Genomic DNA, 17434 nt, shown 5'->3' with positions numbered 1-17434 from the left:
AGAAGGCCTTCCATGCGCTTCACCATCAACGGCCAGCCAGTCGAATATAGAATGGACGCGCGAACGCCGCTCCTCTGGGCATTGCGGGACGCGTCGAACCTTACCGGCACCAAATATGGCTGCGGCACCGGCTCCTGCGGCGCTTGCACGGTGCATGTGGATGGCGAGGCGGTGCGGAGCTGCCAAGTGACCGTCGCTGCGGTCGAGGGAAGCTTTGTCACCACGATTGAGGCCTTGTCGCGCGATCGGTCGCACCCGGTGCAGCAGGCCTGGGTCGCGGAGGCGGTGCCGCAATGCGGCTATTGCCAGTCCGGCATGATCATGGCGGCGGCGGCGCTTCTGGAGAAGACGCCGAACCCCACCGACGCAGAGATTGACGCGGCGATCACCAACATCTGCCGCTGCGGCACCTATCCGCGGATCAGGGAAGCCGTACGACGCGCCGGCCGCATCAAATCGGGGCAGGAGCAGGTTGCGGCCGCGCCTCCGCCGGGCATCGATCCGAAGGATGCCGCCCGCGCCGTGCCGGCGATGCGTCCCGCCCGTCCAAACGACTGAATTCTTGCGGAGAGCTTGCGCAGCAATTCAGCAACGGCTCATCCTGCGAGTCGCACAACTCGTCCATGTCGCGGCGATGTCGCCCGGCGAGTATCAGGAGCTTACCGATGCGCAGAATGCTGATCGGATTATTGATGGCCGCCACCATGGCGACCCCTGTCGCCGTTTCGGCCCAGGAGACGAATGACACGGACCGGGCCGAACGCCGTGCGGAACGGCAGGCGGAGCGCGCCGAACGCCGGCAGGAGCGGCAGCAGCGGATCGAACGTGCCGAAGTGCCGGCCGCCGGCTGGCCTGGGCAGCGCGAGCGGACCGAGCGCGTGCTCCAGCGGGGGGCGCAGGATATGGAGCGGCGTGAACGGCGAGAAGAACGCCGTGAGGACCGTCAGGAGCGCCGCGAGGAAAGGCGTGAAGACAGGCAGGATCGCCGCGAAGATCGCAGAGACGACCGTGCTGATCGCCGCGACGACAGACGCGGTGACCGGCACGATTGGGTACGTGACCGCCGCGAAGATCGGCGTGATTGGCGGCAGGACCGGCGTGATGATCGCCGCGAGTGGCGTCAGGACCGGCGGGAATGGAACCGCGACTGGCGGCGCGACCGCCGCTACGACTGGCAGAACTGGCGCTACCGGAACCGGCTGATCTTCAGCCCCGGCTTCTACCATTCGCCTGTGTTCGGCCACCGCTACAGCCGCTTCTCAATCGGCGTGCGGCTCGGATCGCCTTTCTATTCGAGCCGCTACTGGATCAACGATCCCTGGCAGTATCGCCTGCCGCCGGCTTACGCTGGGACGCGCTGGGTGCGCTATTATGACGACGTGCTGCTGGTCGACCTCTACACCGGCGAAGTCATCGACGTGATCCACAACTTCTTCTGGTAAGCCCCAAGGCTTGCCGGGACGAAGCGGGAGCGGGAAAAGACGCCCGGAGCTTAGCGGCTCCGGGCTTTTTCCTTGTCAGCACCGGCGCGCTGAAGCAGCATGCGCCCTCTGCCTTGAAGGGTCGATGTCTTTGTCTCTCTCTTATCACGGCTCTCAGTCTGTCTTTCACCGCAGCATCACCGCCGTCGTTCAGGCGGTGGTCCGCGGCCGTACCATTCGGTAGACGGTCGCTATGGACCGGATTGCCGTCGGCCACTTCGTAGCCGAACGCCTGAAATCGACGTCGGGGGCCCTGAAGCTACCGAGTTCTTATCTCGACATTTTCGTCGTGCGGGACTTCCTGTCGCCGAAGGAATGCGAGGGGCTGATCAAGCGGATCGACGCGCACCGGCAGCCGTCCGGCGTGCTCGGCGACTATCCGGATAACGACCCGGATTATCGGACGAGCGAGAGCTGCAACATGAACCCGATGGATCCGCTGGTGATCGGCGTGGAGCAGAAGATCGCAACCCTGATGGGGATCAATCCGGAGAATGGCGAGACCATTCAGGGGCAGCGCTACGCCGTCGGGCAACAGTTCAAGCCGCACCACGATTTCTTCTACACCGACCAGCCTTATTGGGCGGACATGGAGCGGACCGGCGGCCAGCGCACCTGGACGGCGATGATGTTCCTCAACGCGCCGGAAGCCGGCGGCCAGACCGCCTTCCCCGAGGCGAACCTCAAAGTCACGCCGCGCGCGGGCAATCTCCTCGCCTGGAACAACCTGGACGCTACGGGCGCGCCAAACATGCATTCGCTGCACCAGGGCATGCCAGTGGAAGCGGGCGTCAAATATGTGATCACCAAATGGTATCGGGAGAGCCCCTGGACCTCCCTCTAGCGGCACTTGCCGCAGCCCTGCCCCTCGCCCTAGACCCGTAACATCGTTTTTGGAGCTTCTATGACCCCGATCAAAACGCGTCTCGCCGCCTCGGCAGCAATCCTCCTCCTTTCCGCCTGCGCCACAGTGGGCACAGAGTCGCAGATGGCCACGCCCGTGCCGGAGGCCGCACCGGCGCCCGCGGCGACGCAGCAGAGTGAAGGCGAGCGGCTGGCGGCGCTTTTCCGCGAAAGTGACGAAGGCAGTCTGCGGCGCAACCCGGTTAGTGCCATCTTCCGCGGCGACATGCGCTACGCCGACCGGCTCGGCGACTATATCAGCGACGAGTATCTTGCGGCGGAAAAAGCCGCTGCCGAAGCCGATCTTGCCGCGCTGGCGCGGATCGATCGGGCACGACTGAACGCCACCGACCAGATTGCCTACGACGTCTTCAAATATCAGACCGAAGACACGCTGAAGGGCTACACGCCCGAGATCATGGCGCTCTCGGTCGTGCGTCCGATCAACCATTTCAGCGGCTTCCACACCTTCTACCCGACCTTCGCATCAGGCGAGGGCGCGGCGCCGTTCAAGACGGTCGAAGACTACGAGAACAATCTGAAGCGTCACCGGGATTATGTGATCTATCACGACCGCACAATCGAACGCTTCCGCCAAGGCCTCGCCTCCGGCGTGGTGGACACGAAGCTGACGGTCCAGAACATGATCGATCAGTTCAACCTGCAGCTGAAGGAAAAGCCGGAGGATTCGCCCTTCTATCGTCCGGTTCTGAACTTCCCCGAAGGCTTTCCGGAAGCGGAGAAGGCGCGTCTCAGAACCGCTTATGCCGCATCGATCCGGAACGACATCTACCCGGTCTACACGCGGCTCCGCGACTTCCTGCAGAACGAATATCTTCCGAAGGCGCGGGAGGGCGTCGGCCTCGTCCACATGAAGGGAGGCGCGACACTTTACGATCGCCTGATCGAAAGCACGACCACGCTGCCGCTGAAGGCGGATGAGGTGCACCAGCTCGGACTTAGGGAAGTTGGGCGCATCCGAAGCCAGATGGAAGGCATCAAGAACGAGGTCGGGTTCAAGGGAACGCTGGCGCAGTTCTTCGAGCATCTCCGGACCGACGCCAAGTTCAAGCCGGCATCGCGCGACGCGCTTCGCGACGGCTATTATGCCATCGGAAAGAAGGTGGACGCGCGGATCGGTGAGCAATTCTCGACGCTCCCGAGGAGCCCGCTCGAAATCCGGCCGGTAGAGCCGTTCCGCGAGAAGACGGCGGCCGGCGGCTCCTACCAGCAGGGCACGCCGGACGGATCGCGGCCGGGCATCTTCTACTATAACGCCTACGATCTGCCGTCGCGCACCACTTACGGCATGGAGACGCTCTATCTCCACGAAGGCGCGCCGGGGCACCATTTCCAGATCAGCCTTGCTCAGGAGAATGAGGCGCTGCCCGCCTTCATGCGCTTCGGCGGCAACACGGCCTATGTGGAGGGCTGGGCGCTTTATGCGGAGACGCTGGGGCCGGAGCTCGGCCTTTTCACTGATCCCTATCAGCGCTTCGGCCATCTCGACGACGAAATGCTGAGGGCGATGCGGCTGGTGGTCGACACCGGCCTTCATGCCAAGGGTTGGACGCGTGATCAGGCGGTCGAATATATGCTCGCCAATTCCGGCATGGGCCGGACGGACGCGACCGTCGAGGTCGAGCGCTACATCGCTATCCCGAGCCAAGCGCTAGCCTATAAGATCGGCGCACTCACAATCCAGCGGCTGAAGGCGAAGGCTCGTGACCAGCTCGGCTCCGCCTTCGACCCGCGCGAGTTCCACGCGCAGGTGCTGATGACGGGTTCGCTGCCGCTGACGGTACTGGAATCGAAGATCGACGACTGGATCGCGTCGAAGAAGGGCTGATCAGGCAGCCGCCGCCAGCGCTTCGGCGATCAGGCGGCGGCTGTTTTCTACGCCGTAGAGCGCGATGAAGCTGCCCATGCGGGGGCCTTGGCTCGTGCCCAGCAGGATTTCGTAAAGCGCCTTGAACCAGTCGCGGAGGTTCTCGAAGCTGTGCGCCTTGCCCACTTCGAACACCATGTGCTGGAGTTCTTCCGCGGTGGCTTCGGGCGGCATCTGCGACAGTTGCTGGTCGAGGTCGCGGAGCGCCTCGGCTTCCCTGGCGTCCGGCGCGCGGCGGTGGAGCGAATCCTTGACGAAGTCGCGGAAGTAAGCGGCGGCATAGCCGATCAGGGCGTCGAGCTCCGGATGCGTTTCGGGCGAGGTTTCGGGCGCGTAGCGCTTTACGAACGCCCAGAGCAGGTCCTTGTCATCGGTGAGCGCAACGCCGACGAGGTTCAGGAGGATCGCGAAGGTGAGCGGCATCCGCGCCGGCGGCACCTTGCCGGCATGGACGTGGTGCACCGGATTGCCGAGGCGCTTGTCCCAGGGCTGATCGGGATAGGCGGCGAGGAATTGCTGATATTCGTCGACTGCCTTCGGGATGATGCCGAACGATAGCTGCTTCGCCTTCTTCGGCTCGCGGTAGATGTAGAAGGCGAGGCTCTCCTCCGGCGCGTAGGTCAGCCACTCATCGATGGTGACGCCGTTGCCCTTGGTCTTTGAGATCTTCTCCCCATTCTCATCGAGGAACAGCTCGTAGTTGAAGCCCTCGGGCGGCCTCGCGCCCAAGATACGCGCGATCTTCCCCGACTGGATCACGCCGTCGATATGATCCTTGCCGGACATTTCGTAGTCGACGCCAAGCGCGGCCCAGCGCGCCGCCCAGTCAACCTTCCACTGCAGCTTGGCGCCGCCGGAGAGGATCGACTGTTCGACCGTCTCGCCGGTTTCCGGCTCCACATAGCGGACCAGCCCGGCTGCCGGATCGACGACCTCGACCGGCACTTGCAGCACCTTGCCGTTGACGCGGCTGACCGGAAGCACGGGCGAATACGTCTTGCGCCGTTCCTCGCGAAGGGTCGGCAGCATCACGCCCATGATCGCGTCGAAATTCCGGAGGACCTGCCGCAGCGTCTCGTCGAACCGGCCGGATGCGTAGCACTCCGTCGAGGAGAGGAATTCATAATCGAAGCCGAAGCGGTCGAGGAATTGCCGGAGCAGGTTGTTGTTGTGCTCGGCATAGCTTCCGTGACCGCAGCCGAATGGGTCCGGCACCTTCGACAGAGGCTGGTCCAGATGCGCGTGCATCATGTCCTGGTTCGGAACGCCGGGCGGCACTTTCCGCATGCCGTCCATGTCGTCAGAAAAGGCGATGAGGCGGCTCGGCCAGTCGACCATCTCGCTGAGCGCGTGGCGCACCATCAGGGTGCGGGCGACTTCCTGAAACGTGCCGAGGTGCGGCAGACCTGAGGGACCATAGCCGGTTTCGAAAATGATTGGGCGATCGCCGGGACCGTCGGGATAGCGTTTGAGGAGCTTGCGCGCTTCCTCGTATGGCCATGCCTTGGCCACCTTCGCCGCTTCCCTAAGCTCCTGATCCACCGACAAAGTGTTGCCCTTTCGTTCCCGCTGTACCACTGATGGGGAATGGCGGCCTCTTTGCCTTATCCCGCGCTCTACGCAACCCATGGCGGCATCTGGATCGCGAATCCGGAGGGCGAGGTGCGTGCGCTCGGGCGGGGCGAGGCCATCGCGCGCGCGGCTGAGACGCCGGTCATCATGCTGAACGCGCCTTTGGTCGGGCAGAGGCTCGGCTATCCGGAGCTTTCGGGCCTCGACCTTCTGGAGCTGTTCGCCTTCGTCCATCCGGCGCAGTTCGTAGTGCCGACCTCGAAGGGGCTGGCGCACGCACTGGGGCTTGAGGCGCCGGAGAGCGATGCCGACGCCGCACCGTTTCTGATCGCCGCGTCAGCGAAGCTTCTGGACACGCTGGGGACGGAGTGGCCGGAGCGGCAGGGCGCATGGGCGTCGGCGCAGGCGCTCTACCGCCTTCGCTGGCCGTGGGGCGCGGCGGTGGCGCAAAGGCTGCGGCGGCCGGAGCGGGACGAGCCATGGCTCTTCTCGCGGCTTCCGGAATGGGAGGAAGGATCGCCGAGGCCGCAGCCGAAGACGGTGCGGGTGGATCCCGATGAAGCCGTATCGAAGCTTGAGGCGCTGACCGGACAGGGCGCGGAGACACGCGAAGGGCAAAGGGATTATGCCGCCGCCGCGGCACAAGCCTTCGCGCCGCGGCGGGCCGAGGGTCAGCCGAACATGGTGCTTGCAGAAGCCGGGACCGGGATCGGCAAGACATTGGGTTATATCGCGCCGGCCGCGCTTTGGGCGGAGAAGGCGGACGGTGCGGTGTGGGTGTCCACCTATACCAAGGCGCTGCAGCGTCAGCTCGACCGCGAAGGCGTGCGGCTGTTTCCCGATGCGGAGGAGCGGAAGCGTAAGATCGTCGTCCGCAAAGGGCGCGAGAATTATCTCTGCCTTCTGAACCTTGAAGACGCGCTGCAGGGCGGTTTTGCCGGACGCGCGGCGATCTTGGCGCAGCTGGTGGCGCGCTGGGCGGGTTACACCAAGGACGGTGACATGGTGGGCGGGGACCTGCCGGGCTGGCTCCCGACCCTGTTCCGGCGCGCGGGATCGACGGCGCTGACCGACCGGCGCGGCGAATGCGTTTATGCCGGCTGCCCGCACTACCGGAAATGCTTCATCGAGCGCTCGGCGCGGGCGAGCGCCGATGCCGACATCGTCATCGCCAATCACGCATTGGTGATGGTGAACGCAGCGCGCGGCCGCGAGACGGGCAATCCGCCGACGCGCATCGTGTTCGACGAAGGACATCATCTGTTCGACGCCGCCGATTCGACCTTTGCCGCGGCGCTGACCGGGCAGGAGACGATCGAGCTTCGCCGCTGGCTGATCGGCCCGGAAGGCAAGTCGCGCGGCCGGCGGCGCGGACTTGCCGCGCGGCTGATGGACGTTGCTTCCTATGACGAAGCGGGCGCGCTAGCTCTTGACGCCGCAGTGCAAGCGGCGGGTGCACTACCGAGCGAGGGCTGGCTTCAGCGCATTGCCGAAGGATCGCCGTTCGGCCCGATCGAGAAGCTGCTCGCGGCAGTGCGCGGCACCGTCTACGCCCGCGCCTCCGCCCAAGACGCAGGCTATGGCATCGAGACGGAGGTGGCCGAGCTCGACGCCGACATTATCGAGGCGGCGGGGCCTGCCGTCGAGGCACTGGAGCTGCTGCTCCGGCCGCTGATTGCGCTGGGCAAAAGGCTGGAGGCGGTACTGGAGGATGCGCCAGACTGGCTCGACGCCCAAGCGCGAGCGCGCATCGAGGGCGCGATCGGTGGCCTCAGCTGGCGGGCGCAGACGCTGTCGGCTTGGATAGCGCTGGCGGCAAGGCTCGGCGGGCCGGCCGATCCGGACTTTGTCGATTGGCTGGGGGTAGAGCGGGTGGAGGGGCGCGAGTTCGACATCGGCCTACATCGCCGTTGGCTCGATCCAACCCGCCCCCTCGCCGACACGGTGTTGAAGCCCGCGCATGGCGTCGTCGTCACTTCGGCCACGCTCCGCGGCGCGGAAAGCTGGGACTTGGCGGAGGCGAAGACCGGCGCCTGCCACCTGGATCAGGCGCCGATGCATTTCAGCGCGGAAAGCCCGTTCGATTATACGTCGAACAGCGAGGTGCTGATCGTGACCGACGTGAGGCGCGGAGACCTTGCCCAGCTTGCCGGCGCGTATGCGCGGCTGATCGAGGCTGCCGAAGGCGGGACTCTGGGCCTGTTCACGGCCATCCAGCGGCTGAAGGCCGTACACTCGCGTATCGCCGACCGCTGTGCGCGGGCCGGGCTGCCGCTCTACGCCCAGCATGTCGACCCGATCGACACCGGGACATTGGTGGATATCTTCCGGGACGAACCCCGCTCCTCCCTTCTCGGCACCGACGCGGTCCGGGACGGAGTGGACGTCCCCGGCCATTCGCTTCGGCTGGTGGTGATGGAGGGCGTACCCTGGCCGCGGCCGACGGTGCTTCATGCAGCGCGCCGAGCGGCGGGCGGCGGCACAGCTTATGACGACCGCGTGGTGCGGGCGCGGCTCGCGCAGGCGTTCGGCCGCCTGATTCGCCGCAAGGACGACAGGGGCATGTTTGTCCTTCTCTCGTCGGCGACGCCTTCTCGGCTGCTGACCGCCTTCCCGCTCGGCGTGCAGATCAGCCGCGTACCGCTGGACGAAGCCATTGCCCGCGTGCGTTCGCGGCTTTCAAGCGGCGGCGCTTTCGTGCATCAGGCGGCCGACGCTACGGAAGCCGAAGGACTGACATGAAGATTCTGACGCTCCTTCGCCACGCAAAGTCAACGTGGGACGATCCTGTCGCGCGCGATTTCGACCGGCCGCTCAACAAGCGGGGCCGGAAGGCTGCGCAGACGATTGGCCGCGAGATGCGGGCGCAGGGGCTGGAATTCGATGAGGTGATCGCCTCCCCCGCCGTCCGCGTGGTCGAGACGCTGGACGAAGTGTCGGAAGGCTACGGCGCTCTGCTCGACATCGACTATGACAAGAGGCTCTATCTCGCCCCTGTCTCGACCTTGCTGGAGGTGATCCGGGACGCGGACGACGAGGCCGAGCGGCTTCTGATCGTAGGCCACAATCCCGGCCTGGAGAATCTTGCGCTAGCGCTGACGCGGGAGGGGCCACTTCGGGCGGAAGTTGCCATCAAATATCCTACCGGCACTGTGGCCGAGATCAGCCTGCCGATCGAAAACTGGGTGGACATCGACGAGGGCACCGGTACGCTTACCCGGTTCATCCGCCCGCGCGATCTCGACCCGGAGCTAGGGCCGGACGAAGACAGCTAGTGTGCGATGGCGTCGGCGAGCAGGTTGCGGATCGTCCGAAGCTGCTCGACGGGAAAGTCCTGAAGACGCGGGGCGGCGGTAGCCTGAGCCGGCATTTGCACAGACGACTGCGGCGCTTCTTCTGCTGCACCGCCTTCCTTGGCGAGCAATTGCTGAACGCCGCGGACCGTATAGCCGTCCTGGTTAAGGAGCCGGTGGATGCGACGGGCGAGTGCCACGTCCGCGGGCCGATAATAGCGGCGATTGCCCGCGCGCTGCAGCGGCTTCAGCTGCGGGAAACGCGTTTCCCAATAACGAAGGATGTGCTGCGGCACGCCGAGTTCGGCGGCAAGCTCGCTGATAGTTCGGAAAGCCTGGTCGCTCTTGCCTGAGCTGTCAGCCATGAGCGGCCTCAGCCGCCCTTGGCGATCCGCTCGCGCATGATCTGGCTTGCGCGGAAGGTAAGAACACGGCGCGGAGCGATCGGCACTTCGACGCCGGTCTTCGGATTGCGTCCGATCCGCTCGCCCTTGTCGCGGAGGATGAAGCTGCCGAAGCCGGAAATCTTCACATTCTCGCCATGAGCAAGAGCGGCGCACATGTGATGCAGGATCCGCTCGACGATGTTCGCGGATTCGGCACGCGAAAGGCCAATCTCGCGATGAACGATGTCCGCGAGGTCCGCCCGCGTCATTGTCCCAGCATCGGACTGCCTAATGGTGCCAGCGTCCGCCATCTTCAATTCCTCCCCCGGAGTCTTGACGAAACTCTAGTGCAGCTTGCGCGCAAGTGCAACGAATCAGTGTCCTGCCGGTCCGGTCTTAGTACCGCACCACCGCAGCGCCCCATGTAAAACCGCCGCCCATAGCCTCGAGAACGACGAGGTCGCCCTTCTTGATGCGCCCATCTCGAACCGCCGTATCGAGCGCCAGCGGCACCGAAGCCGCGGACGTATTGGCATGCTGGTCGACCGTCACCACCACCCGCGCCGGATCGAGACCCAGCTTCTTGGCAGTGGCGTCTAGGATACGCTTGTTGGCCTGGTGCGGGACGACCCAGTCCACTTCACCAGATGTGTGGCCGGCGGCGGTCAGCACTTCGTTCAGCACGTCGGCGAGGTTGACCACCGCATGTCGGAACACTTCCTTGCCCTTCATGCGGAGCTTGCCGACCGTGCCTGTCGTAGAAACGCCGCCATCAACATAGAGAAGGTCGTTATGGCGTCCGTCGGCATGGAGCTTTGTGGCGAGGATGCCCTGATCTTCGGCCTCCTCGGCCTTCAATACCAGCGCGCCGGCGCCGTCGCCGAACAGGACGCAGGTCGTGCGGTCTTCCCAGTCGAGGATGCGGCTAAAGGTTTCGGAGCCAATGACGAGCGCATAATCGGCCATGCCGCCCTTCACCATGTTGTCGGCAACGGAGAGGGCGTAGAGAAAGCCGGTGCAGACCGCCGCCACGTCGAAGGCGATGCAGTCATCGATGCCAAGCGCGGTCTGGACGCGGGTGGCGCTGGCGGGGAAGGTCTGGTCGGGCGTTGCGGTGGCGAGGACTATGAGGCCCACCTTGTCGGCTGGTACGCCGGCAGCATCGAGCGCTTTGCGAGCCGCCTCGGTGGCAAGCGTGGCCGTCGTCTCGCCGTCGGCGGCAATATGCCGCGCTTCAATGCCGGTTCGCTCGACGATCCACTCGTGCGTGGTATCGACTCGCTCGGCGAGCTCCGCGTTAGTGACGCGGCGCGGCGGGAGCGCAGAGCCGGTGCCGACGATGACGGACCGGCGGCTCATTTCGCGCCGCCGTTCACGGCGGACGGGACGCTCTGAAGGTCTTCGGTGATCTTCCGCGTCAGATCTTCGCGCACCATACGTGCCGCGACGCGGATCGCGTTGGCGATGCCCTTCTCATTGGCGTTGCCGTGGCTCTTCACGACCAAGCCGTTGAGACCCAAGAAGACGGCGCCGTTGTGGTTGTTCGGATCGAGATGGTGACGGAGCAGCTCAGTCGCAGGGCGCGAAATGAGGAAGCCAATCTTGGAGCGAACGGAGCTGGTGAAGGCGCGCTTCAGCAGATCGACGACGAAGCGCGCGGTGCCTTCGGCGGTCTTCAACGCGATATTGCCGGAGAAGCCGTCCGTCACCACCACGTCCACATCGCCGAGCGCAATCTTGTCGCCTTCGGTGAAGCCGTCGAAGCGCATGGAGAGGTTCTCGGCACCGCGGAGAATCGCAGCCGCATCCTTCAGCTCGTCCGTACCCTTCAGCTCCTCGGTGCCGATATTGAGCAGCTTCACGCGAGGTTTCGGAACGTCGAGCACCACGCGAGCATAAGCCGCGCCCATGATCGCGAACTGAACGAGATTGCGCGTGTCACTTTCCGTGTTGGCGCCCAAGTCGAGCATGACAAGGTCGTTCTCGCCCAGCGTTGGTAGAAGAGCGGCAAGCGCCGGCCGGTCAATGCCTGGCATGGTGCGTAGCGCCAGCTTCGACATCGCCATCAGGGCGCCCGTATTGCCGGCGGAAAGGGCGGCGTCCGCCCGGCCCGACTTCACGGCCGCGATCGCCTGTCCCATCGAAGTCGTCTTGGCGCGGCGGATCGCCTGGCTGGGCTTGTCCGTCGCGGCGATGACGTCGTCGCAGTGGATGACCTCGGTCACCTTGGCGAGTTCGGGATGGTTCTGAAGCTCGGCGCGAATCAAGGCTTCGTCGCCGAACAGGAGGAAGTGCAGGTCGCCCCGGCGCTCAAGCGCACGTGCGGCCCCGGCGAGCATCACCGCTACGCCGGTATCGCCACCCATCGCGTCGATTGCGATCCGTGGCGCTTTCACCACCGGCGTCGCCTCCTGGCTCTTGTCAGCCCTTACGCCTCGACCGGCCGGACTTCGCGGCCGTTATAATGGCCACAGCCCGTGCACAGATTATGCGGGAGGCGAAGCTCACCGCAATTCGGGCATTCCTGATAGTTCACCGGCTTCAGCGCATGATGGCTGCGGCGCATGTTGCGCTTCGACGGCGAGGTTTTTCTCTTAGGGACGGCCATCCTGGCACCTGTTCCAATCGATCAAAGTTCATGATGCGGGCGAGCGGGATGCCATGGCAACGGCTGAAAGGGCCGCAGGCCTGGCGGCCGGGTGCTCGCTCTTGAGCGCTGTGCCCTATAGCGATTTCCGCCGATGTTGCAAGCGCTGCCTCGCCGTGCAAGCTGGGGAATATCGGGGAGGAAACAAGACCATGAACATATTTCCACTAACGCTGCTGATGGCGGGTGCTTCCGCACTGATCAGCATCTGGCTCGGCTTTCGGGTGAGTCAGATGCGGCTGCGGGCGCGGGTATCGATGGGTGATGGCGGCAACGAAGCGATGGTACGGCGTATGCGGACGCATGCCAATTTCGCGGAATATACGCCCTTCTTCCTGATTCTGCTCGGCTTAGTGGAGGCCGCAATCGGCGCTCAGGCATGGCTCTGGGCTGTGGCGATCCTCTTCATCGTGGCGCGGCTGGCCCACCCGTTCGGAATGGAGCGCCCCGCGCCCAACGTCCTCCGTGCCGGCAGCATGGTTGTGACTTGGCTCGTCCTTCTCGGCTTGGCGGGCTATGCCATCGCTATCGCCTATGGCGAAATCGCCAGGCCGAAGATCACTTATGCAGCGGCAGGAACAGCCGCGCTCTAGCCTGCCTTCGGTGGCGCGATTCGCGTCGCATGCGCTGAGACGGCGCGCCACCCATCCGCGGTGCGGCGATAGACGTCCGTGTAGGCGAAGCGATTGGTTTCGCTCTGCTCCCCGAGCCGCACAGTCTGACTGAAACGGCCGGTCACCACTGCGGTATCGCCATAGACGCGCACTTCGACATCCTCCGTCTCGAAGGGGTCGATCTCCACCCGGCGCGCCTTCGCGCCCGTCAGCATCTGCGGCTTTCTGGTGACGCTGCCGTCGATCCAGATGAGCATGAAATCGTCGGCGAGGATCCGGTCGAGCGCCTGAACGTCACGCTCTACGACGGCCGTATTCCATTGCCGTTCGAGCGCGAGCAGATCCTTCTTGTCCTGTTCGACACCCTGCGCGGCGACGAGCGCCACGATTGCAACAGTCGGAAAAAGCATTTGTCCCTCCCCTTTTGCCGCACCTAAGCAGGCGCCGCGGTTACAGGCAAGCGATCAGGCGCGGGCGAGGACTTGGTCGGCAACGAACGGGTTGGAGCGGCGCTCGTGGGCGAAATTGCTCATCGGGCCGTGGCCGGGCACGAAGGCGGTGTCGTCGCCGAGCGGCCAGAGCTTGGTCGTGATCGCGTCGATCAGGTCCTGGTGATTGCCCATCGGGAAATCGGTCCGGCCGATCGAGCCCTGAAACAGCACGTCCCCGACGATGGCGAGCTTCGAAGGCGCATGGTGGAAAACGACATGCCCCGGCGTGTGTCCGGGACAGTGATAAACGTCGAGCGTCAGTTCGCCCACCATCACCGTGTCGCCATTGTCCAGCCAGCGATCCGATTCGAACGGCTGGCCTAATATGCCGTAGCGGGCGCCGTCCTCCGCCAGCCGGTCGATCCAGAACTTGTCAGCGACGTGCGGCCCTTCAATCTCAACGCCAAGCTCGTCAGCGAGGATCTTGGCGGAACCGCAATGGTCGATATGGCCGTGGGTGAGGAGCAGCTTCTCGATCGTCACGCCGTGCTGGCGCGCAGCCGCCTTCAGCCGGTCGAGGTCGCCGCCGGCATCGATGAAGGCGCCCTTCATCGTCTTCGTGCACCACAGAAGCGTGCAATTCTGCTGGAGCGGCGTCACCGGGATGATGGCGGCCTTGAGCGGGGTGGTGGTCATTCCGGCGAGATGGCCGCTGGAGGTGGCGGATGCAAGCGGTGAGGGTGTCGGCCTTGCCGGCGCTCGGGCGAAGGCGCTAACCTGGGAAGGCGCAAGAGGAGACGAACCATGCGAGCGCTGATCATCACTGCCGCCTTGCTGCTATCGGCCGGCTGCTCCGAGCGCGGACTCCAGCCGACGAATGGCAACGGCGGAATGTCCGACCCTGACCGGCCCGTCTCATCACCACCGATTTCCCAGCCTGTTTCGCCGCCGCCGCCGATGCAGCCGGGCGGCAATCAATGCGGCGCCGCTTCGCTGCAATGGCTGGTCGGCAAGCAGCGGTCCGCAATCCCGGCCATTTCAGGACGTACGGTTCGTATCGCCTGCACCACCTGCCCGGTGACCGAAGATTACAGCCCGCAGCGGCTCAACATCTTCTACGACGAGCGGACGAACGTCATCAAAGAGGTGAACTGCGGCTGACGAGGATCAGAGGGAGGCGAAATCGATCGGGCCGTGCCGGTCGAGCGTGCCCGAGCGGTCTGACAGCGGGTATTTAAGACCGGTGGCGCAGTTGAACAGCACCACCTGATCGTTCTCGTTGACGAGACCTTGTCGAAGGGCTTGGCGATAAGCCGCTAGCGTTGCCCCGCCTTCAGGGCAGAGGAGCAGGCCGTCTTGCGACGCCGCATCCTCCACCGCCTGCATCAGATCGGCGTCCGACACTGCCATGGCGAAACCGCCGCTTTCGCGCACCGCGTCCAGGATCAGGAAGTCGCCCACCGCCTTCGGCACCCGAATGCCGGACGCCACGGTATGGGCATTCTCCCAGCGCTCTGCATGCCGCTCGCCTTCAGCCCAGGCTTTCACCATCGGCGCGCAGCCTTCCGCCTGCACCGCGACCATGCGCGGCCGTTCCGGGCCGATGAAGCCGATCGCCTCCAGCTCAGCAAACGCCTTCCACATGCCGATCAGGCCGGTGCCGCCGCCGGTCGGATAGAAGATAACGTCCGGCAGCTGCCAGCCGAGCTGTTCGGCAAGCTCAAGCCCCATCGTCTTCTTGCCCTCGATCCGGTAGGGCTCCTTCAGCGTCGACAGGTCGAACCAGCCGCCTTCCTTCGCCCCCTCGCCCACGATCTTACCGCAATCGTCGATAAGGCCGTTGACGCGATAGACGCGGGCGCCCTGCATCGCGATCTCTCGCACGTTCACATCCGGCGTGTCTTCGGGGCAGAAGACGATCGCCTCGATCCCAGCGCGGCTTGCATAAGCGGCAAGCGCCGCGCCGGCATTGCCGTTGGTCGGCATCGCAATGCGGGTGACGCCAAGCGCCTTCGCCATCGACACCGCCATGGCGATGCCGCGCGCTTTGAACGAGCCCGTCGGGAGACGTCCTTCGTCCTTTGCAAGCACGTTGGCGCCGCCGGAGCTCGGGAGCGGGATGAGCGGCGTCGCGATCTCGCCAAGGCTGATGATGTTCGACGCCTCCCGCACCGGCAGCATCTCGCGGTAGCGCCACATGTCGGCCGGACGGGCGGCGAGCGTCTCCTTCGTCAGCGACTTTCGAATGCCCTCAAGATCGTAGCGAACGAGGAGCGGCCGGCCGACGCTGGAGAGGCCCTGGAGCCGATCCGCCTCATATCTTTCGCCCGTCATCGAGCATTCGAGATGGGTGACGAAGCTTGGCCGCGCCTGCGTCAGGTTGAGGTCGTGCGTCATTCGCCGAGCGCGCCGTAGGTGACGAGCCGGTAGCGGTAGCGCTGCTGGGCACGCATGTTGGCAGCGATCTTCCCATGGAGATTGTCGTCCCATTTGGTCCAACGGCGGATGAAGTCGTCGGACGCGGACTGATCGCCTTTGTCTTGGATCGCCAGCACTTCGCGGAGCAGATCCTCGACCACTTTCGGGTAGCGGGCATAATCGATGCTCAGACGTTCAGTCTCTGGGTCGAAGCGGAGCACGCCTTTGTCCATGTACCAGTTCCACTGCATGAGTTGCATTGTCTGGTAGGCCTGATCGCGCCGTGGCTTGTTGTTCTGAAGCACGCGCATAATGCCGCTCGCATAGTGGGCGCGAAGCGCGGCGGCGTCGAAATAGCCGCGCCTCTGCAGCTCGGGTCCGGCGAAGAGCGAGACGAGGTCCGCCTTCATCTCCTCGATCAGGTTCGCATCGGCCCCAAGCGCGGTGTCGAGATCGCGGCCGTCGCGGGTGCGGTCGACGCCGAGATAATGGCCGACTTCATGCCAGAGCGTGCGGTTGAACTGCCCGTCGGCGGTGAGGTGAGTCGCAAATTCCGGCGCCACCGCCGCCGTCCAGCTCGAACTCGTGCCGCCGAAAATCTGCGGCGAGCGCATGATGTTGGCGCGAAGCAGGATGGTGCGGCCGTAGCGGTTGGCGAGATAGGCTTCATTGGGGAGGATGGTGGCGGTGTTGGTGCCACGCGACTGCCCGAAATCGGCAATGACGTCGTAGACACCGACAGGAATGTCTTCGCGCACCTTCTTGTGCCGGTCGTAGGGAAGCGCGTCTTCGACCGTCTGCATTCCCTCCAGCGCCTTCTTCAGCGCCTCGCCTTCGCGGCCGCGCGCGGCCAGGACGTTCAGCGCATAGAAGGCGCGGCTGCCGAGCAGCTCGTCGTCATAGGTTTCGTACGAGCCGATCTGCGCGTTCAGATTCTTGAAGCGACCGGTAATCCAGGCCGCGTCGCCCGATTCGTAATCGTCGGACAGGAGATCGCGGCTGCGGTTGCGGAGGTAGCGGGCGAACTGCCAATCGTCCGCCTCCACCGCGTCGGCGGCTTGGTTGAGCAGCCGGTGCGCCTGGATCATCTCGTCGGCCCAATTCACCGAATAAGGGAGGGCGTAGAGGCGAGCGCGGTCGGGCGCGGCGGCGAGACGCTCAAGCTTCGTCCGCAGGCCCGGATGAAGGGTGTCGAGCACAGGATGGCGGCGAAGCGTCGCGAGGTCGCGCTGCAGCGAGGCAGCGTCGGCCCGGCGGACTACCGAGCGCAGGTCGTTCAGCGATGTACTTTCGCCAGGGTTGGCCGCGATGAAGGCATCCAGCTCGGCCTTTGTCAGGTCCCACGGATAGACGTTCTTACCCGGCGGCGGCTCGTCGACCGGTAGAAAGGGCACGCGCTTGTTGTCGAGCGTGGTTGCGATCGGACCCTGGAACAGCCGGTAGAGCGTGCGCAGATTGCCGGAATGCGGATCGCTTGCCTCTACAAGGCGGGCGTTCGCCTGAAGCGCCTGCCGATGGCGCTGGTCTTCGTAAATCCTCTGGAAGATCTGGCCGACGCCGATCAGCCGCGCGACCGCCTGCCGCTCGCCCGGCGTCAGGTGTGAAATGTCGGGGGCAAGGCGGACGGTCTCCGTCTTTTCCAGGATTTCCTGCACCTGCGCCGAAGTCCATGTGCCGGCCTGCGGCGTCTGAAATGCCGCTTCGGCAGCGAGCGGCGCAGCGCTGGTGAGCGCCAAGATGGGCAGCAGCAAAAGCTTGAGACTCTTTTTCATTTTCGGAAACCCGCCTTTCTGAAGCGACT

Annotated in this window: 18 protein-coding genes; 8 read left to right on the top strand and 10 right to left on the bottom strand. The window is 64.8% G+C overall.

Features of this window, described 5'->3' with window-relative positions:
* Nucleotides 1–12: 12 nt before the first annotated feature.
* The 4 genes from VGD10_RS02935 to VGD10_RS02920 all read left to right on the top strand — a co-directional run bounded on the left by VGD10_RS02935 (nt 13) and on the right by VGD10_RS02920 (nt 4233).
* Nucleotides 13–558 carry a (2Fe-2S)-binding protein gene (locus tag VGD10_RS02935; RefSeq protein WP_331039301.1) on the top strand — a complete coding sequence of 182 codons (546 nt, stop codon included), beginning with the start codon at nt 13–15 and terminating at the stop codon, nt 556–558.
* A 107-nt stretch (nt 559–665) separates the two neighbouring features.
* Nucleotides 666–1442 carry an RcnB family protein gene (locus VGD10_RS02930; protein WP_331039300.1) on the top strand — a complete coding sequence of 259 codons (777 nt, stop codon included), beginning with the start codon at nt 666–668 and terminating at the stop codon, nt 1440–1442.
* 232 nt (nt 1443–1674) lie between these two features.
* Nucleotides 1675–2325 carry a 2OG-Fe(II) oxygenase gene (locus VGD10_RS02925; protein ID WP_331039299.1) on the top strand — a complete coding sequence of 217 codons (651 nt, stop codon included), beginning with the start codon at nt 1675–1677 and terminating at the stop codon, nt 2323–2325.
* A 60-nt stretch (nt 2326–2385) separates the two neighbouring features.
* A complete protein-coding gene (locus VGD10_RS02920) occupies nt 2386–4233 on the top strand; it encodes a DUF885 domain-containing protein (protein ID WP_414639493.1) in 1848 nt (615 codons plus the stop codon).
* On the opposite strand, the gene VGD10_RS02915 is transcribed toward VGD10_RS02920, so the two are convergent.
* A complete protein-coding gene (locus VGD10_RS02915) occupies nt 4234–5820 on the bottom strand; it encodes a lysine--tRNA ligase (protein WP_331039298.1) in 1587 nt (528 codons plus the stop codon).
* 39 nt (nt 5821–5859) lie between these two features.
* On the opposite strand from VGD10_RS02915, the gene VGD10_RS02910 reads away from it, so the two are divergent.
* A complete protein-coding gene (locus VGD10_RS02910; RefSeq protein ID WP_331039297.1) occupies nt 5860–8586 on the top strand; it encodes an ATP-dependent DNA helicase in 2727 nt (908 codons plus the stop codon).
* Complete coding sequence (locus VGD10_RS02905; RefSeq protein ID WP_331039296.1) at nt 8583–9119, top strand: histidine phosphatase family protein; 537 nt, start codon at nt 8583–8585, stop codon at nt 9117–9119. The genes VGD10_RS02910 and VGD10_RS02905 overlap by 4 nt, the downstream gene beginning before the upstream one ends.
* Here the strand turns inward: VGD10_RS02905 and VGD10_RS02900 are convergent.
* The 5 genes from VGD10_RS02900 to rpmF all read right to left on the bottom strand — a co-directional run bounded on the left by VGD10_RS02900 (nt 9116) and on the right by rpmF (nt 12131).
* On the bottom strand, nt 9116–9502 hold the full coding sequence (locus VGD10_RS02900) for a MerR family transcriptional regulator (protein WP_331039295.1): 387 nt from the start codon (nt 9500–9502) through the stop codon (nt 9116–9118). The two genes, VGD10_RS02905 and VGD10_RS02900, sit on opposite strands and share 4 nt — an antisense overlap.
* 8 nt (nt 9503–9510) lie before the next feature.
* Entirely contained in the window at nt 9511–9834 is a 324-nt protein-coding gene (locus tag VGD10_RS02895) for an integration host factor subunit alpha (RefSeq protein WP_331039294.1), read from the bottom strand.
* Nucleotides 9835–9919: 85 nt separating this feature from the next.
* Nucleotides 9920–10882 (bottom strand): beta-ketoacyl-ACP synthase III, encoded by a 963-nt coding sequence (locus tag VGD10_RS02890; protein WP_331039293.1) that lies wholly within the window; start codon nt 10880–10882, stop codon nt 9920–9922.
* Entirely contained in the window at nt 10879–11922 is a 1044-nt protein-coding gene (gene plsX / locus VGD10_RS02885; RefSeq protein WP_331039292.1) for a phosphate acyltransferase PlsX, read from the bottom strand. Before plsX ends, VGD10_RS02890 begins: the two co-directional genes overlap by 4 nt.
* A gap of 29 nt (nt 11923–11951) precedes the next feature.
* Nucleotides 11952–12131 (bottom strand): 50S ribosomal protein L32, encoded by a 180-nt coding sequence (gene rpmF, locus VGD10_RS02880; protein WP_331039291.1) that lies wholly within the window; start codon nt 12129–12131, stop codon nt 11952–11954.
* 191 nt (nt 12132–12322) lie between these two features.
* Between rpmF and VGD10_RS02875 the strand changes: the two genes are divergently transcribed.
* Nucleotides 12323–12763, top strand: coding sequence for an MAPEG family protein (locus VGD10_RS02875; RefSeq protein WP_331039290.1), 441 nt, complete (start codon nt 12323–12325; stop codon nt 12761–12763).
* On the opposite strand, the gene VGD10_RS02870 is transcribed toward VGD10_RS02875, so the two are convergent.
* Both VGD10_RS02870 and VGD10_RS02865 read right to left on the bottom strand, forming a co-directional pair.
* Nucleotides 12760–13194, bottom strand: a complete 435-nt coding sequence (locus VGD10_RS02870; RefSeq protein WP_331039289.1) for a nuclear transport factor 2 family protein — start codon at nt 13192–13194, stop codon at nt 12760–12762. The genes VGD10_RS02875 and VGD10_RS02870 overlap by 4 nt on opposite strands.
* Before the next feature lie 54 nt (nt 13195–13248).
* Nucleotides 13249–13911, bottom strand: a complete 663-nt coding sequence (locus VGD10_RS02865; RefSeq protein WP_331039288.1) for an MBL fold metallo-hydrolase — start codon at nt 13909–13911, stop codon at nt 13249–13251.
* A gap of 108 nt (nt 13912–14019) precedes the next feature.
* Between VGD10_RS02865 and VGD10_RS02860 the strand changes: the two genes are divergently transcribed.
* Nucleotides 14020–14376 (top strand): hypothetical protein, encoded by a 357-nt coding sequence (locus VGD10_RS02860; protein WP_331039287.1) that lies wholly within the window; start codon nt 14020–14022, stop codon nt 14374–14376.
* Nucleotides 14377–14382: 6 nt separating this feature from the next.
* On the opposite strand, the gene VGD10_RS02855 is transcribed toward VGD10_RS02860, so the two are convergent.
* Both VGD10_RS02855 and VGD10_RS02850 read right to left on the bottom strand, forming a co-directional pair.
* Nucleotides 14383–15612 carry a threonine synthase gene (locus VGD10_RS02855; protein WP_331039286.1) on the bottom strand — a complete coding sequence of 410 codons (1230 nt, stop codon included), beginning with the start codon at nt 15610–15612 and terminating at the stop codon, nt 14383–14385.
* Entirely contained in the window at nt 15609–17405 is a 1797-nt protein-coding gene (locus VGD10_RS02850) for a hypothetical protein (RefSeq protein WP_331039285.1), read from the bottom strand. The genes VGD10_RS02855 and VGD10_RS02850 overlap by 4 nt, the downstream gene beginning before the upstream one ends.
* Nucleotides 17406–17434: the final 29 nt, after the last annotated feature.

The organism is Allosphingosinicella sp. (genome assembly GCF_036402135.1).
GTDB lineage: Bacteria > Pseudomonadota > Alphaproteobacteria > Sphingomonadales > Sphingomonadaceae > Allosphingosinicella.
The sequence above is the reverse complement of the archived record's forward strand: the minus strand, read 5'-3'. Positions and strand labels throughout refer to the sequence as shown.

Bases quoted from the DNA above. Each gene is read 5' to 3' on its own strand.
- VGD10_RS02935 (WP_331039301.1), top strand. From the start codon at position 13: ATGCGCTTCACCATCAACGGCCAGCCAGTCGAATATAGAATGGACGCG.
- VGD10_RS02930 (WP_331039300.1), top strand. From the start codon at position 666: ATGCGCAGAATGCTGATCGGATTATTGATGGCCGCCACCATGGCGACC.
- VGD10_RS02925 (WP_331039299.1), top strand. From the start codon at position 1,675: ATGGACCGGATTGCCGTCGGCCACTTCGTAGCCGAACGCCTGAAATCG.
- VGD10_RS02920 (WP_414639493.1), top strand. From the start codon at position 2,386: ATGACCCCGATCAAAACGCGTCTCGCCGCCTCGGCAGCAATCCTCCTC.
- VGD10_RS02910 (WP_331039297.1), top strand. From the start codon at position 5,860: ATGGCGGCCTCTTTGCCTTATCCCGCGCTCTACGCAACCCATGGCGGC.
- VGD10_RS02905 (WP_331039296.1), top strand. From the start codon at position 8,583: ATGAAGATTCTGACGCTCCTTCGCCACGCAAAGTCAACGTGGGACGAT.
- VGD10_RS02900 (WP_331039295.1), bottom strand. From the start codon at position 9,502: ATGGCTGACAGCTCAGGCAAGAGCGACCAGGCTTTCCGAACTATCAGC.
- VGD10_RS02895 (WP_331039294.1), bottom strand. From the start codon at position 9,834: ATGGCGGACGCTGGCACCATTAGGCAGTCCGATGCTGGGACAATGACG.
- VGD10_RS02890 (WP_331039293.1), bottom strand. From the start codon at position 10,882: ATGAGCCGCCGGTCCGTCATCGTCGGCACCGGCTCTGCGCTCCCGCCG.
- rpmF (WP_331039291.1), bottom strand. From the start codon at position 12,131: ATGGCCGTCCCTAAGAGAAAAACCTCGCCGTCGAAGCGCAACATGCGC.
- VGD10_RS02875 (WP_331039290.1), top strand. From the start codon at position 12,323: ATGAACATATTTCCACTAACGCTGCTGATGGCGGGTGCTTCCGCACTG.
- VGD10_RS02870 (WP_331039289.1), bottom strand. From the start codon at position 13,194: ATGCTTTTTCCGACTGTTGCAATCGTGGCGCTCGTCGCCGCGCAGGGT.
- VGD10_RS02865 (WP_331039288.1), bottom strand. From the start codon at position 13,911: ATGACCACCACCCCGCTCAAGGCCGCCATCATCCCGGTGACGCCGCTC.
- VGD10_RS02860 (WP_331039287.1), top strand. From the start codon at position 14,020: ATGCGAGCGCTGATCATCACTGCCGCCTTGCTGCTATCGGCCGGCTGC.
- VGD10_RS02855 (WP_331039286.1), bottom strand. From the start codon at position 15,612: ATGACGCACGACCTCAACCTGACGCAGGCGCGGCCAAGCTTCGTCACC.
- VGD10_RS02850 (WP_331039285.1), bottom strand. From the start codon at position 17,405: ATGAAAAAGAGTCTCAAGCTTTTGCTGCTGCCCATCTTGGCGCTCACC.